Origin of the sequence: Sphingobium sp. BHU LFT2 (assembly GCF_018604485.1) — a bacterium.
Lineage (GTDB): Bacteria > Pseudomonadota > Alphaproteobacteria > Sphingomonadales > Sphingomonadaceae > Sphingobium > Sphingobium yanoikuyae_A.
Window position 1 is genome coordinate 166093 of the sequence record NZ_JAFCGW010000003.1, and the last position, 16327, is coordinate 182419.

A 16327-nucleotide genomic window follows, 5' to 3' on the forward strand; every position below is an offset into this window, starting at 1 on the left:
TCCCCTATTTGTCTCGCCAGCCCAGTTCGGGATACACTGCGCCATGCCCCTTAGCTCTGCTCTTGCCCTGTTTCTGATGGCCGGGGCACCGTCCCAGCCCTCCGTCCTGACCTTCGATCTGTCGCCAGGTAGCGTTGAACGGCAAACACCGTACCGTGCGGGCGGCCACGGCATGGAACCGGGGAGCACGGATAGCGACTTTCTGTTTTCGGTGGCGGTGCCCGATGGCACCTATCGGGTGACGCTGACGCTGGGCGATCGCAAGATGGCCGGCGAAACCACGGTCAAGGCTGAAGCCCGCCGGTTGATGCTGCGTAACGTCGCTACGAAAAAGGGTGAGTTCGTCCAGCGCCAATTTCTGGTCAATGTCCGCAGCCCCGCGCTGCCGCCACCGCCCGCCAATGCCCCTGGCGGCAATGCCGTCCGCCTGCCCAGCGTCGATATCCGGGAATATAGCTGGGATGATCGCCTCACCCTGGAATTTCTTGGCCAGCCGAAACTCAGCTCCGTGAAGATCGAGCCGGTGACGGCGCCCACGATTTTCCTCGCCGGCGATTCGACGGTTACCGATCAAGCAGCCGAACCCGCGGCAAGCTGGGGTCAGATGCTGCCGGCGATGCTGGACGGCACGGTTGCCGTGGCCAATCATGCGCGTTCAGGTGCGACGCTGAAATCCTTCCTCACCGACCTGCGCTTCGACAAGCTGCTGTCGGCGGTCAAGCCGGGCGACTGGCTGTTCATCCAGTTCGGCCATAATGACCAGAAGCAGGAATGGCCGCAGACCTATGTCGATGCGGCGAACACCTACCCCGCCTATCTTCGCGCCTATATCGCCGAGGCGCGGCGGCGCGGCGCCCATGCAGTGCTGGTGACATCGCCGGAACGGGGCAATTTCGACACGCATGGCAAGATCAAGGACACATTGGGCCTTTATGCCGATGCAGTGCGCAAATTGGCGGCCGAGGAGCGCGTGCCGCTGATCGACCTCAATGCCGACAGCCGCGCCATTTATGAAGCACTAGGGCCGGAAGTCGCCCCCACCGCCTTCAACGCTGGTGGGAATGATCGAACCCATCATAATAATTATGGCGCCTGGCTGATGGCGAGTGCGGTGGCCGAACGGATCAGGGCGCAGATTCCCGAACTGGCGCCGCATATCGTCGCCGCACCCTTTGTGCCGACCCAACCGCCGAGCGCGGCGCAGGTGGCGATCGTGCCGAGCCGGGCACATAGCGATGTGCGTCCGGCGGGCAACTGAGGCATGCTGAAGATGAGCCGGCGCGAGATGAGCCTGGGCCTGGCCGCCGGCGCGCTGCTGGCGCCCGGCACCGCCTTCCCCTTTGCCGGTCATGCGACGCGGCGGTTCGACGTGCGCGACCATGGCGCGCGGGGCGACGGTGTCGCGATCGACAGCGATGCGATCAATGCCGCGATCCTGGCCGCGTCGCAGGCGGGGGGTGGCACGGTGCTGCTGCCGCGCGGCCGCTATCTGAGTTTCTCGATCCGGCTGAAGAGCCATGTCACTCTGGTCATCGGCGACGGCGCGGTGATCGAGGCGGCTGATCCGGCGCGCCATGCCGGCCGTTATGACCTGCCCGAAGCGGGGATCGAGCAGCTTTACCAGGATTTCGGCCATAGCCATTGGCACAACAGCCTGATCTGGGGCGAGGATCTGGTCGAGGTCGCCATTCTTGGCCCCGGCATGATCCACGGCCTGGGCCTGACCCGCGACGGGCCGGGCGCGCGCTGGAAGAAGCAGGCCGGCGAACGGCCGCTGTCGATGCGCGGGATGAGCGACGCACAGATTGCCGAGCTGGAGCCCGATGCCGCCAAGATGAACGGCCTTGGCAACAAGGCGATTGCGCTGAAGAACGGCCGCAACATTCATTTGAGCGGCTTTTCGATCCTGAAAGGCGGGCATTTCGCGATCATCGCGACCGGCACCCAGCAATTGCGCATCGACAATCTGGCGATCGATACCGAGCGCGACGGCATCGACCTCGATTGCGTGCGCGACGTGGTGGTGGAACGCTGCCGGGTCAATTCGCCCAATGATGACGGCATCGTCGTCAAGAGCAGCTATGCGCTGGGGCGGGCGATCGCATCGGAGAATATCCTGATCCGCGACTGCGACGTGTCCGGTTATGACATGGGATCGATGCTGGACGGCACGAAACGCAGCACGCAGCAGATCGCACCCGACCAGGACCGGGTCACCGGCCGCATCAAGCTCGGCACCGAGAGCAATGGCGGATATCGCAATATCCGGATCGAGGATTGCCGCTTCACCCGCTGCCGTGGGCTGGCACTGGAAACCGTCGACGGCGGGGTGATGGAGAATATCGTCGCGCGGCGGCTGACCATGCGCGAGGTGACGACCGCGCCGATCTTCCTGCGCATCGGCGACCGGCGACGCGGGCCGGATGGCACTGGCATCGGCGCGATCGCCGGCGTGGAGATCAGCGAGGTGGATGCGCGCGGGATCGATCACAGATTTGCCACAAGCATTGCCGGCCTGCCGGGCCATCCGGTGCGCGACGTGACGCTGCGCGACGTGCATCTGGCCTATCAGGGTGGCGGCACCGCGCAGGATGCGGCGCGCAGGCCGGAGGAACTGGCCGATGCCTATCCCGAACCCAGCATGTTCGGCGTGCTGCCCAGCTGGGCGCTATGGGCGCGCCATGCCGAGCGGCTGACGATCGAGCGCTTTACCGCCGAGACGGCGACGCCCGACGCGCGGCCACCGGCGCTGTTCGACGATGTCGCGGGGCTGACGATCCGCAACAGCCCGATCCTGGCGCGCTGAACCAGCATCGTCCCACCCATTCTTAGCATTTGACGAACATGTGGGACGATGTTACCCAAATATCGGTTTCGAGTTCCATAATATGGTTCATAGGGGAGAGCCGATGTCCGTCCACGCCTTCAAGATGCAGCTCAAGCCCGGCGTGGTCGCGGAATATCGCAAGCGCCATGACGAGATCTGGCCCGAATTGTCGGCACTGCTGACCGAATCGGGCATCCATGATTATTCGATCTTCCTGGACGAAGAGACGCTGAGCCTGTTCGCGGTGCTGAAGCTGCGCGAGGACAACAGCCGCGACAGCCTGCCCGACCATCCGATCATGAAGCGCTGGTGGGATTATATGGCGCCACTGATGGAGGTGCAGCCGAGCAACCAGCCCAAGGAATGGCCGCTGTCGCTGCTGTTCCACATGGATTGAGTGCAGGGACAGGCTGACATCCATGCGTAGCTTCATCGCCGCCCTCGCCCTTGGCACCATGCTGGCCACGCCTGCGCTCGCGCAGCAGGCCAAGCCGACCGCCAATCTCTCCGCCCCGGTCAAGACCTTCGGCCGCGTCTCCTATGATGCGCGATCGCTGATGATCGACGGCAAGCGGATGGTGATCTGGTCGTCGGAATTCCACCATTTCCGCCTGCCCTCGCCCGATCTGTGGCGCGACATCCTGCAGAAGATGAAGGCGAGCGGCTTCAACAGCGTCGCCGTCTATTTCGACTGGGGATTCCACAGCCCGAAAAAGGGCGTGTACGACTTTAGTGGTATCCGCGACATCGATCGACTGCTGACGATGGCGGAGGAGGAAGGCCTCTACGTCATCACCCGCGCCGGTCCCTATGTGAATGCGGAACTGTCGCGCGGCGGCTTTCCCGGCTGGCTGGTCAACCAGCGCGCCCGCGCCCGCACCGATGACCCCGATTATATGGCGGCGGCCGACGAATGGCTGACAAAGGTCAATGCGATCATCGCCAAGCACCAGATCAACAATGATCCCAGCCGCAAATATGGCGTGATCCTGCACCAGATCGAGAATGAGCTGGCGATGACCACGCCCGCCCAGCGCCGCTACATGGACCATCTCTATGCCAAGGCACGGGCCGACGGCATCACCGTGCCGCTGTTCCACAATGACCAGGGCCGCAACGGTTACTGGGCGCCGGAAAGCAGCAAGGTGGACAAGGTCGTCCACGGCCCCAACGACATGTATGCGTTCGACGGCTATCCCGGCGGCACCTGTACCGTGGACGGCAAGCCGACGCGCGGGTCGGCCGCGCCCGACTGGGGCTATTATGGTCCGGGCGGGGCCAAGGGCGGCGCATCGGCCTCCCCCGACACGCCCGGTTTCCTGGCCGAATTCGGTGGCGGCTGGTTCGACTATTGGGGATCCAACGGCGGCTATGAGTGCAACGCGATCCAGCGTGGCAAGCGGTTCCAGCGCGTCTTCTATGGTACCAACCTGGCCAATGGCATCGGCATCCAGAGCTTCTACATGGGCTATGGCGGCACCAGCTGGGGCTGGCTACCCGCGCCTGTGGTGTTCAGCAGCTATGATTATGGCTCCGCCATTTCCGAGCCGCGCGAGGTGCGCGAAAAGGCGCTGGAGATGAAGCAGCTGGGCGGCCTGATCGCCTCCGTCCCCGACATGGCCGGCATGATCCCGGCCGGCACGCCGGAGATCAGCTCGCCCAATATCCAGGTCTATCACAACAAGAGCCCGGAGACGGACGCGCGCTTCCTGATGGTGACGCACAAGCCGTCCAACGGGCAGACCAGCGATAGCTTCAGCTTCACCGCCGACCTGCCCGATGGCCGCTATAGCGTGCCGATGCAACTTAATGGCTTTGATGCCAAATGGCTGGTCGCGGGCGTGACGCTGGGCGGGCAGCGGCTGGTCTATTCCAGTTCCGAACTCCAGTCGGCGCAGCAGATCGACGGCAACGACCTGATCCTGCTCTATGGCCGCGCCGGCGAGCCGGGCGAGACGGTGCTGCGCTATGCATCCGCACCCAAGGTGACGGTGCTCGAAGGCCAGGCACGCAGCGCGTTCGATGCCGCCAAGGGCGACCTGAAGCTGGATTACAGCCATCAGGGCCGCGCCGTGGTGCGGATCGAGGGGGGCGGACGTCCGCCGCTGACCCTGATCCTGGCCGACGAGGCCGAGGGCGCGCGCTACTGGCGCGAGAAGGATATGCTGGTGCGCGGGCCGGCGCTGGTGCGCAGCGCCGTTGCCAAGGGCGGTTCGCTGGTGTTGACCGGCGATATAGCTTCGGCCAGCCCGCTCGAAATCTGGGCGCCCAAGGCGGTCCGCTCGGTCAGCTGGAACGGCGCGAAGGTGACGACGAAGGCGACAGCCATCGGCAGCATCGCCGCGGTCCAGCCGCTCGCCGGCCCGGCCGATGTCGCGCTGCCGGCGCTCAACGACTGGCGCATGGCACAGGGTTCGCCCGAGGCGCAGCCCGGTTTCGACGACAGCGGCTGGCAGGCGATCGACAACCGGTCCTATGCCAGCACCACCGCCAAGCCGGACGGCCAGCCCAATATGCTGATGGACGCCTATGGCTTCCATGATGGCGATGTCTGGTATCGCGGCCGCTTCACCGGTTCACCCGATGCCAAGGCGCTGTCGCTTTATTATGGCGCGGGCGGTTCGGGCCTGGTGCAGGCCTGGGTCGACGGCAAGTTCCTGGGTGAAGGCGAGACCCCCGGCGGCCTGCCCCGGCCGATCACCACCGGCACGGCGCGCTTTGCGCTGCCGGCGGAGGCGCAGGCAGCGGGCGAGCATGTCCTCTCCGTCATGGTCCGCAACAATGGCCATAATTGGGATCTGGACAGCGACGACTTCCACAAGGAGGCGCGCGGCCTGGTGTCCGCATCGCTGGAGGGCGGCCCGAGCGGGCGCAGCTTCGTCGTGCCGATCAACTGGAAGATCCAGGGCAAGCAGGGCGGCGAGGATCTGCCCGATGTCGCCCGTGGCCCCGCGAACAGTGGCGGCCTTTATGGCGAGCGGATGGGCTGGCACCTGCCCGGCTTCAACGATGCCGGCTGGGCCAAGGCCAGCGTGCCCGCGACCCAGGCGGCGGCCGGGACGAGCTGGTATCGCACCAGCTTTGCCCTGAACGTCCCCAAGGGGCAGGACGCGACCATTGGCCTCAGCTTCGGCGACGCCAGCAAGCCGCGCTCCCCGGTCCGTTACCGTGTGCTGGTGTTCGTCAATGGCTGGAACATGGGGCAGTTCATCGCCCATGTCGGGCCGCAGCGGACCTTCCCCATTCCCGAAGGCATCCTGAATCACAGGGGCCAGAACCATGTCGCGCTGGCCGTCACGTCCGACGGTCAGCCGGGCGATGCGCTCGAATCCGTGCGCCTCGTCACCCTACGCAATGTGAAAGGCGGTCTGCCGGTGCAGATGGTGACCGCGCCAAACGCACCTTCAGACCTCAAGGAGACCAAGTAAGTGGCCGCTCTCACCCATGATGTACCGCGCCAGCAGGTCGTCGAATCCATCGACCGGCTGATGGACAATCTCGTCAATATCAAGGACGAGACAGGCGAATTCCTGCTCCATCTGGAAGATGGCCGCATCATCGACACCAAGGGCTGGGCCGGGTGGGAATGGACCCACGGCGTCGGCCTGTTCGGCATGTGGCGCTATTTCGAGCAGACCGGCGACCAGAAGGCGCTGGGCATCATCAAGCAGTGGTTCGAGGATCGCTTTGCCGAAGGCACGCCGACCAAGAATATCAACACGATGGCCCCGTTCATCACGCTGGCCTATCTGTATGAATATGAGCCCGACCCGCGCTACATCCCCTATCTGGACGTCTGGGCCGAATGGCTGATGGCGGCCGATGGCCTGCCCAAGACCGAAGAAGGCGGGTTCCAGCACATCGTCTATAATGACGAGAATCCTGGCGAGATGTGGGACGACACGCTGATGATGTCGGTGCTGCCGCTGGCCAAGATCGGCCTGCTGCTGGACCGCCCGGCCTATGTCGAGGAAGCCAAGCGCCAGTTCCTGGTCCATATCAAATATCTGTTCGACAAGAAGACCGGCCTGTGGTTCCACGGCTGGGACTTCAACGGTCGCCACAATTTCGCCGAAGCGCTGTGGGCGCGCGGCAATTGCTGGGTGACGATCGCCATCCCAGAGATCATCGAGATCCTCGACCTGAAGGAAGGCGATTTCTTCCGCACCTTCCTGATCGACACGCTGGCCGCCCAGGTGAAGACGTTGGCGCAGACGCAGGACGCCGAAACCGGCCTGTGGCACACGCTGATCGTCGATCCGACCAGCTATCTGGAAGCATCGGCCACCGCCGGCTTTGCCTATGGCATCCTGAAAGCCGTGCGGAAGGGCTATCTGCCCCGCCATTATGAGGAAGTCGGCATCAAGGCGGTGCGCGGCGTGCTGGCGAATATCGACGAGACCGGCGAGCTGCAGCAGGTGAGCTTCGGCACGGCGATGGGCGACACGATGCAATTCTACAAGGACATCGCGCTCACCTCCATGCCCTATGGCCAGAGCCTGGCCATGTGCGCACTCGGCGAGTTCCTGCGCACCTATATCTGAGTCACGGGAAACGGGGATCGAGGGGTAAATGGAAGGACCGTTCGATCGCCGTTTCCTGCTGAAAGGTGCCGCCGGCATATCCATGCTGGCGGCACTGCCCGCTTTTGGCCGCGCCCTACCGCAAGGCATAGTGAATGTCCGCCATTTCGGCGCGGAGGGCGATGGTAGCCATATCGACAGCCCGGCGATCGACCGGGCGATCGCCTTTGCCGCGGAGCGCGGCGGCGGGACCGTCTATGTCCCGCCCGGCCGCTATGCCAGCTATACCATTCACCTGAAGAGCAACGTCACCCTGTGGCTCGACCGGGGCGCCACCCTGCTGGCCGCGTCGGTGCCGCTGACGGGCCTTCCCAATGGCGGTTATGATGCGGCCGAGCCGCAGGATCCGGCAATCGCCCCCTATCAGGATTATGGCCATAATCACTGGCGCAACAGCCTGATCCATGGCGAGGGGCTGCATGACATCGCGATCTGCGGCGACGGGCTGATCTGGGGCAAGGGGCTGAGCCGGGGCCATCCTGACACGGATCGGCCGGCCGCCGAACTGCCCGGCGTCGGCAACAAGGCGATCGCGCTCAAGAACTGCCGCAATGTCGCGCTGCGGGACTTTTCGATTCTGGAGGGCGGGCATTTCGCCCTGCTGGCCACCGGGGTCGACAATCTGCTGATCGACAACCTCACCGTCGATACCAACCGCGACGGGTTCGACATCGACTGCTGCCGCAATGTGCGGGTCAGCAACTGCACGCTCAACACCCCCTATGACGACGCGATCGTGCCCAAGTCCAGCTATGCGCTGGGCTATCCGCGCGCGACCGAGAATGTGACCATCACCAACTGCCATGTCAGCGGATCCTATGTCGTCGGCACGCTGCTGGACGGGACGTTCCAACCATTGGCGCGCAATCGCAACACCTGGCTGCTGGGCCGGATCAAGTGCGGCACCGAAAGCAATGGCGGGTTCAAGAATATCACGATCAGCAATTGCGTGTTCGACCAATGCTGGGGGCTGGCGCTGGAAACGGTGGACGGCGCGGTGATGGAGGATGTGACGATCAGCAACATCGCCATGCGCGGCTGTCACAGCCCGGCCCTGTTCCTTCGGCTCGGCCGGCGGATGCGCGGGCCGGCCGGTGCGGCGGTGGGATCGATGCGGCGGGTGCTGATCGACAATGTGACCTGCCAGAGCGGGTCGATGCTGCCGTCGATCATCGCGGGGGTGGCCGGTCATCCGGTCGAGGACATCCAGATCAGCAATCTCTTCATCGACCAGCCGGGCGGCGGCGACGCGGCGATGGCCGGGATCGATCCACCGGCGAAGGAAGAGGATTATCCCGATCCCGACCGGTTCGGCCCCTTGCCGGCGAGCGGTTTCTTCATCCGGCATGCGCGCAATCTGGACCTGAGCCATGTCGAGGTGCGGACACGGGCGACGGACGCGCGGCCGGCCTTCTGGCTGAAGCATGTCGAGGGGTTTGACGGATCCTATCTGAAAATGCCGGGCGGCGCGGATGCCTTCCGCCTGGAGAATGTGACCGGCTTTCGCAGCAGCGCGATCCGCGATTTGCCGGACCGGCGGATCGACACGACCAACATGGTGCATTTCTGATGCGCTGGTGGCTGGCGCTGCTGCTGCTCGGTGCGACGCCGGTGCAGGCGGCGCACTGGGTGCGGTCGGTGGCGCAGCGGGGGGATTTCCCGCTGGTGGCGCAGGGACAGGCGGCACGGATCGTCACCGATCCGGCCGACGACGCCGTGGTGCGGATCGCCGCCGATGACCTGAAGCAGGATATTGGCCGGGTCACTGGCGCGGCCGAGGGCGGCGCGGCACAGGTCTGGATTGGCACGCTGGGCCACAGTGAAGCGATCGACCGGCTGGTGGCGGACAAGCGGATCGATGTCGCGAAGCTGAAAGGCGCGTGGGAGAGTTTCCTGATCCTGCCGGTCGAGCGGCCGGCACCCGGCGTGGCGCGCGCGCTGCTGATCATTGGCAGCGACCGGCGTGGCACCGCCTATGGCGCCTATGAACTGTCGCGCGCGATCGGCGTGTCGCCCTGGCACTGGTGGGCGGATGTGACGCCGCTGCATCGCGATGCGCTCTATGTGGCGAAGGATGCCCGGCGGTTCGGGCCGCCTTCGGTCAAATATCGCGGCATTTTCCTGAATGACGAGGATTGGGGGCTGGTGCCCTGGGCGGCGGGCACCCACGCGCCCGGCGAGAAACCGTTGGGGCCGAAGACTTATGCACAGGTTTTCGAGCTGCTGCTGCGGCTGAAGGCCAATCTGCTGTGGCCGGCGATGCACAAGGTGACGACACCCTTCAATGCCGACCCGGCCAATGCGGCGCTGGTCGATCGCTATGCCATCATCATGGGGTCGAGCCATGCCGAGCCGATGCTGCGCAACAATGTCGGCGAATGGACCGCCCCGGCCGAGGATTTCGATTATCTCAAAAACCCCGACGGGGTGCGGCGCTATTGGGATGCGCGGGTGCGCAGCAACGCCCGCTATGAGAGCATCTGGACACTGGGGATGCGCGGCATCCATGACAGTGGCATGGTGGGCCCCAGGACGGTCGAAGAGCGGCGCGCCACGCTGGAGCGCATCTTTGCCGACCAGCGGGCGATGCTGGCCAGGGCCGGTGCGGCGGACGCCCCGCAGGTCTTCACGCCCTATAAGGAAGTGCTGGACGTCTATCGCGCGGGCCTCAAGGTGCCCGACGATGTGACGCTGATGTGGCCGGACGATAATTTCGGCTATATCCGCCACTTCCCGGATGCCGCCGAGCGGGCGCGCAAGGGCGGATCGGGCGTCTATTATCACCTCTCCTATCTGGGCGCGCCGCTCTCCTACCTATGGTTATCCACAACTCCGCCGGCGCTGATCCGGGAGGAAATGGGCCGCGCCTGGGATGCCGGCGCGCGGCAGGTCTGGGTGGTGAATGTCGGCGATATCAAGCCGGCGGAGCTGGCCACCGACTATTTCCTGAGCCTTGCCTGGGCTGTGGATAAGGTGCGGGCAAAGCCTGTGGATAAGTTTGTGGAAGACTGGGCGGCGGAGAATGTCGATGCCGCGCAGGTGCCCGCCATTGCGGGGATTTTGCGCGATTATCACCAGCTGAATTTCGCCCGGCGGCCCGAGCATCTGCAGTGGAATCTGCCTGTGGATAAGTATCGGCAAAGCCCGCTGACAATCGGCGAGGCGGATGAACGGCTGGCGGCGTTTGCGGAGATGGAAGCGGCGCTGGCGAAAGTCGAGCCGGATATCCCGGCCGAGCGACGCGACGCCTTCTATGAATTGCTGGCCTATCCGGTGCGGGCATCGGCGGCGGCCAACCGGCGTTTCTTTTCCGCCGAGGCGCATGACCGGCTGCGCGACAGCGACCTTGCCGAGGCGACGCGGCGCGGCAGGATCGCGCATGAAGCGGACAGCGAAATTGACAGGCTGACGGCCTATTATAACCGCACGCTAGCGGGCGGAAAATGGCGCGGAATCATGGCGGTGGAGCCGGCGGACGGGCAATGGCGCAGCTATCGTCAGACCCCGGTGATCCTGCCACCGGTCGATGCGCTGGCGCCGTCAGCCGGACCGGCGAAGGCGCAGCCAGCCGCCCCTGCCCTGCCGCTGTTGACGCCGGACCGATTCGCCGGCTGGGCACGCGTGGAGGGGCTGGGCCGCCATGGCGCGATGCTGGCGCCCGGCACCAAGGCCGAGGCAGGCCGCGCGACGATCGACCTGCCGCCGGGCGAATGGACCGCGCTTGTGGATATCCTGCCGACCTATGCCGACCGGGATGGCGATGCGCTGCATTTGACCATCGGCATCGATGGCGTGACGCAGGCGCTGGAGAGTCGGCGCGAGACCGGCAGTCGCGACTGGGCGATGGGGGTGCTGGACAATCGGACGACCATGACGTTAACGCAACGAATGAGCGGCGGGCGGCATGTCGTGACGCTGGAGCGTGCCGATCCCGGCGTGCTGATCGAGGCAATCCGCTTCGTGCCAGCGACCGCAGAAAAGGCGGATGGCGGCTTGCATTAGTCTCATATCGTGTGATAGCCGTTCACTATGTGGCATATATTTCATATGCCCGCGCGCGTCAGAACAAGAGCCCAAGCGCCGATCATTGCCCTAGGCGGAGGACCTGAATTGCCCGAGACTGCCCCATCCACCGCGCGTCCCGTCCGCCTGCAAAATTACCTCGCCTATGGCTCCAACGACGTGCTGGGCGCGGGATCGATGGCGGTCATTTCCGGCTGGGTGCTGATCTTCTACACGCAATTCTGTGGCCTTAGCGCCGGGCAGGCGGCGACCATCTTTGCCGTCGCGCGCATCCTGGACGCCTTCGCCTCGCCGATGATCGGCTATATTTCCGACCATTTCGGCGGCACCTGGCTGGGCCGCAAGTTCGGCCGCCGCCGCTTCTTCATCCTGGCCGCGATTCCGCTGCTGCCAAGCTTTGCATTGATGTGGCTGCCGGGTCAGGGCTTCTGGTATTATCTGGTCAGCTATGTGCTGTTCGAGCTGGTCTATGCGATGGAGATCATTCCGTTCGAGACGCTGGCCGCGGAAATGTCGACCGACTATCGCACCAAGGCGAAGTTCGCCGGGTCGCGCATATTGTTCGGCCAGGCATCGGCAATCCTGGCCGGCTTCCTGCCGCTGTGGCTGATCAACGCGCTGGGCCGCGACAGCGCCGACACCTTCTTCTACATGGGCATCATCTTTGCCGCCCTGTTCATGGTCACGGCGGGGCTGCTCTACCTGTTCAGCTGGGAACGGCATCTGCCCGGATCGGCCGAGGCGATCGGCCAGAATCCGGTCGGCGCGGGCGGGCCGGGACAGGCGCTGAAGGCGCTCTACCGCAACCTGTTTTCCACCATGCGCATCCGCGCCTTCCGCCTGCATCTGGGCATGTATCTGGGCGGCTATATCAGCCAGGACATCTTCAACGCGGCCTTCACCTTCTTCGTGATCTTCGCGCTGGCCGGATCGACGGCGATCGCATCGGGCCTGCTGGGCACCATGTATATCGTCCAGTTCGTGGCGGTGATCATCGCCATCAACCTGGCGCTGCGGGCGTCGCCGGCCAAGGCCTATCAGGTCGCCGCCGCCGACTTCGCCGTCGGCTGCCTGACGCTGATCGGCCTGTGGTTTGCCGGCGTGCCGGCGACCAGCCCGTGGATCTGGCTACCGATCATCCTGTGCGGCCTGGGCCGCGGCGCGCTCAACTATATTCCCTGGGCGACCTATAATTATATGGCCGATGTCGACGAGATCGTGACCGGCCAGCGCCGCGAAGGCAGCTTCGCCGGGGTCATGACCTTCGTCCGCAAGGCGACGCAGGCGGCGGCCGTCGCCGGCGTGGGCTTCATCATGCAGGCTGGCGGCTTCGTGTCGGGCGCGGCGGAACAGAGCCATGGCGCGATCCTGACCATGGCGCTGCTGCTGGGCGTCGGCACGGTCGGCTGCCTGGGGCTGGGCATCTGGGTGTCGACCAAATTCCGCCTGAGCCCGGCGACGCACGACATATTGATGCGCGAGATCGAGCATCTGCGCAGCGGCGCGCGCACGCCGACATCGCCGGTCGCGGCCGAGGTGGTCGAGGATCTGTCGGGCTGGCGCTATGACCAGCTGTGGGGCCGCAATCCGGTCGCGCAATAAGGGCCGGTCAGACAATAAGGGAGAGGGACATGGGCAAGAGGATGCTGTTGGGTGCGGCGCTGCTGGCGATGGTCGCCGCGACGCCGGCACAGGCCCAATATTGGTCGCGCAGCTGGATGGCGGCGCCCTTGGTCAACCGCGCCCCGCCCGAGAAGCATCCCGATCTCAACGACCGCACCGTCCGCCAGGTCGTGCGCCTGTCGAGCGGCGGGCAGCGCATCCGCATCCGCCTGTCGAACGAGATGTCGGTCAATCCGCTGCTGGTGGGCAGCGTGCATGTCGCGCTAGCCGGCGAGAATGGCGCGATCGTGCCGGGCAGCGACCATGTCGTGACCTTCAACCAGGCGCAGGGTGCGACCATTCCCGCACGCGCGCCATTGCTGAGCGATCCGATCGACCTGGCGGTCAAGCCGCTGACCCGGATCAGCATTTCCATCCATCTGCCGCAGGGCGCGGCGGATGCGACCGTCCACAGCTACTCGGCGGCGACGACCTGGACCGCGCCGGGCGACCAGACCGGTGCGCAGACGCTGACCAGCCCGACCGTCATCGGGCCGCGCGTGGTGATTTCCGCGGTCGAAGTCGACAATGCGAAGCGCGGCACGGCGATCGTGACGCTGGGCGATTCCATCACCGACGGCGTGCGCGCCACCCCCGACAGCAACCGGCGCTGGCCCGATCTGCTGGCCGAGCGGCTGCAGAAGGCGGGCCGCAAGAGCGTCGGCGTTGCCAATGCCGGGATCAGCGCCAACCGGCTGCTGAGCGAGGCGGACGGCTATAATGCGCTGGCGCGGTTCGACAGCGACGTGCTGGCGGTGCCGGGCGTCACCCATGTCGTCATCCTGGAAGGGGTGAATGATCTGGGCGGCGCGGCGCGCGACAAGCGTCCGATGCTGACGCCGCAGACCGTGATCGGCGCCTATCGCCAGATGATCGCGCGGGCGCATGACCGCAATATCAAGGTCATTTTGGCAACCATCCTGCCATACAAGGGCGCGGGCTATTGGAGCGCGGAGGGCGATGCGGTGCGCATCGCCGTCAATGACTGGATCCGCACGACCAAGGAGGCCGACGGCTTTGTCGACCTGGCCAAGGCGGTGGCCGATCCGGCCGATCCGTCGCGCATGGCCAAGCCCTATGATGTCGGCGACGCGCTGCACCCCAATGACGAAGGCTTCCGCGTCATGGCCGATGCGTTCGACCTGAGGCTGTTCAAATGATCGCGTCGCTGCTGTTGATGGCCGCCGCCGCGAGCGGGCCGGTGGCGCCCAAGCCGCTGCTGCGCGATCCGGTGCATGATGGCGCGGCCGATGCGTCGACCGTCTATGATCGCAAGAGCGGCGAATGGGTGATGTTCTACACCAATCGCCGCGCCGACCTGCCCATGGAAGACGCCAAGGATGTCCGCTGGGTCCATGGCACGGCGATCGGCACGGCGCGGTCGAAGGATGGCGCCAGGTGGCGCTATAGCGGCACCGCGACGATCCCGACCCGTTGCACCGGCGAGACGCTATGGGCGCCCGAGGTGCAATGGCTGGAAGGCCAGTGGCATATGTGGCTGACGGTGGTGCCGGGCGTCTATCGCGACTGGAATGCGCCGCGCTTCATCGTCCATCTGACCAGCCCGGACCTCAAGAGCTGGACCTGTGGCGAGCGGCTCGATCTCGGCTCCGACCGGGTGATCGACGCCAGTGTTTTGGCGTTGCCGGGCGGCGGCTATCGGCTGTTCTTCAACGACGAGCGGATGAACAAGGCGATCCGCACCGCCGACAGCAGCGACCTCATCCACTGGAGCGTCAAGGACCGGCTGACCGACACGCCGGGCGAAGGGCCCAAGGCGTTTCGCTGGAAGGGCAAATATTGGCTGATCTCCGACGCGTGGAAGGGGCTGCTGGTGATGCGCTCCGACGACGGGACGCACTGGACGCGCCAGCCGGACTATATATTGGCGACGCCGGGCAAGGCACCGACCGACCGGGCCAAGGGCCAGCACCCCGACATCATCGTGTCGGGCGACCGGGCCTATATCATCTATTTCGTCCATCAGGAGGGCGAGGATGAGGCCAAGGCCAATCCCGACTGGAAACGGCGGTCGGTGCTGCAGATCGCCGAACTGATCGAGAAGGACGGGATCGTCAGCGTCGATCGCGATGCGCCGGCGCATATACGACTAAAGCCCTGATCGCCGCGATTTTCCTTGTCGGGAAAACCGGCTAGGACGTCAGGCGATGCAGAAAGCCGCGAAGAAGAAGCCGCCCACGATCCGCGAGGTCGCCGCCCGCGCCGGCGTGTCGATGATGACCGCATCGCGCGCGATCAACGGCAAGGCGCTGGTCAGCGCCAAGTCGCAACAGGCGGTCGAGCAGGCGGTCAAGGATCTGGGCTATGTGCCCAATGCGTCGGCGCGCGCGCTGGTGGGCAGCGCCGACCGGCGGGTGGCGTTGCTGCACAGCAATTCGACGACGTCGGCCTATCTGGGCGAGCTGCTGCTCGGCGCGCTGGGCGAGGCGCCGCAGCGCCATCTGCATCTGGTGGTCGAGCAATGCGCGCCCGGCGCCTTTGCCAAGGAAATCGTCGACCAGGTGTCGAAGGCGCATGTCGCTGGCGTCATCCTGCCGCCGCCGCTGTGCGACTGGGCCGAACTGGTCGAGGCGTTGCAGGCGCGTGACATCGCCGTGGTCGGCATCGCGCCCGATGGCGATGTGCCCGGCATGCTGGCGGTGGGGACCGACGACCGCCATGCCGCCTATGATCTGACCCGGCACCTCATCGACCTGGGCCATCGGCAGATCGGCTTCATCTCCGGCAATATCCGCCACCGCGCCAGCGCCCGGCGCCTGCAGGGCTTTCGCGACTGCCTGGCCGACCGGGGGATAAGGCTGGACGAGCGCTGGATCGTGCCGGGCGACTTTTCCTATCGATCGGGGCTGGACGCGGCCGAGCAGTTGCTGAGCCTCGACACGCCGCCCAGCGCCATCTTTGCCTGCAATGACGATATGGCAGCGGCCGCGATCACGGTGGCGCATCAGCGGCGGATCAACGTGCCGGGCGACATCACCATCTGCGGTTTCGACGACACCCCGCTGGCGAGCGCGATCTGGCCGGCGCTGACGACGATCCGCCAGCCGATCCGCGACATGGCGCGCGAGGCGATCGGCCTGCTGGGCGCCCATTTCAGCAGCCAGGACGATGGCGCCGGCGAAGAGGCATTAGGCCGGGTGAAGCTGGATTATCAGCTGATCCGGCGCCAGTCGGATGCCGTGCCTTCACGGCATTAAAATTGCCGGAAGGT

11 protein-coding genes are annotated in these 16327 nt (G+C 65.4%); all 11 read left to right on the forward strand.

Annotated elements, in window-relative coordinates:
• Nucleotides 1-43 precede the first annotated feature (43 nt).
• The 11 genes from JQK15_RS08130 (at nt 44) to JQK15_RS08180 (ending at nt 16313) form a co-directional block, all read left to right on the forward strand.
• Complete coding sequence (locus JQK15_RS08130; protein ID WP_214864773.1) at nt 44-1258, forward strand: rhamnogalacturonan acetylesterase; 1215 nt, start codon at nt 44-46, stop codon at nt 1256-1258.
• Nucleotides 1259-1270: 12 nt separating this feature from the next.
• Nucleotides 1271-2806, forward strand: coding sequence for a rhamnogalacturonidase (locus JQK15_RS08135; protein ID WP_214865131.1), 1536 nt, complete (start codon nt 1271-1273; stop codon nt 2804-2806).
• A 103-nt stretch (nt 2807-2909) separates the two neighbouring features.
• Nucleotides 2910-3224: an L-rhamnose mutarotase gene (locus JQK15_RS08140; protein ID WP_037508075.1), complete on the forward strand. Its 315-nt coding sequence runs from the start codon at nt 2910-2912 to the stop codon at nt 3222-3224.
• A gap of 22 nt (nt 3225-3246) precedes the next feature.
• Nucleotides 3247-6255 carry a glycoside hydrolase family 35 protein gene (locus tag JQK15_RS08145; protein ID WP_214864776.1) on the forward strand — a complete coding sequence of 1003 codons (3009 nt, stop codon included), beginning with the start codon at nt 3247-3249 and terminating at the stop codon, nt 6253-6255.
• Nucleotides 6256-7371, forward strand: coding sequence for a beta-galactosidase BglB (bglB, locus tag JQK15_RS08150; RefSeq protein ID WP_214864778.1), 1116 nt, complete (start codon nt 6256-6258; stop codon nt 7369-7371). It abuts the gene before it with no gap.
• A 28-nt stretch (nt 7372-7399) separates the two neighbouring features.
• A complete protein-coding gene (locus JQK15_RS08155; protein ID WP_214864780.1) occupies nt 7400-8980 on the forward strand; it encodes a rhamnogalacturonidase in 1581 nt (526 codons plus the stop codon).
• Entirely contained in the window at nt 8980-11412 is a 2433-nt protein-coding gene (locus tag JQK15_RS08160) for a glycosyl hydrolase 115 family protein (protein ID WP_214864782.1), read from the forward strand. The genes JQK15_RS08155 and JQK15_RS08160 overlap by 1 nt, the downstream gene beginning before the upstream one ends.
• Before the next feature lie 108 nt (nt 11413-11520).
• Nucleotides 11521-13035, forward strand: a complete 1515-nt coding sequence (locus JQK15_RS08165) for an MFS transporter (protein ID WP_004209355.1) — start codon at nt 11521-11523, stop codon at nt 13033-13035.
• 29 nt (nt 13036-13064) lie between these two features.
• Nucleotides 13065-14255, forward strand: a complete 1191-nt coding sequence (locus JQK15_RS08170; RefSeq protein ID WP_214864784.1) for an SGNH/GDSL hydrolase family protein — start codon at nt 13065-13067, stop codon at nt 14253-14255.
• Nucleotides 14252-15217: a glycoside hydrolase family protein gene (locus JQK15_RS08175; protein ID WP_214864786.1), complete on the forward strand. Its 966-nt coding sequence runs from the start codon at nt 14252-14254 to the stop codon at nt 15215-15217. Before JQK15_RS08170 ends, JQK15_RS08175 begins: the two co-directional genes overlap by 4 nt.
• Nucleotides 15218-15263: 46 nt before the next feature.
• The gene (locus tag JQK15_RS08180; RefSeq protein ID WP_004209352.1) at nt 15264-16313 is read left to right on the forward strand and encodes a LacI family DNA-binding transcriptional regulator; all 1050 of its coding nucleotides are present in this window, start codon (nt 15264-15266) and stop codon (nt 16311-16313) included.
• Nucleotides 16314-16327 lie beyond the last annotated feature (14 nt).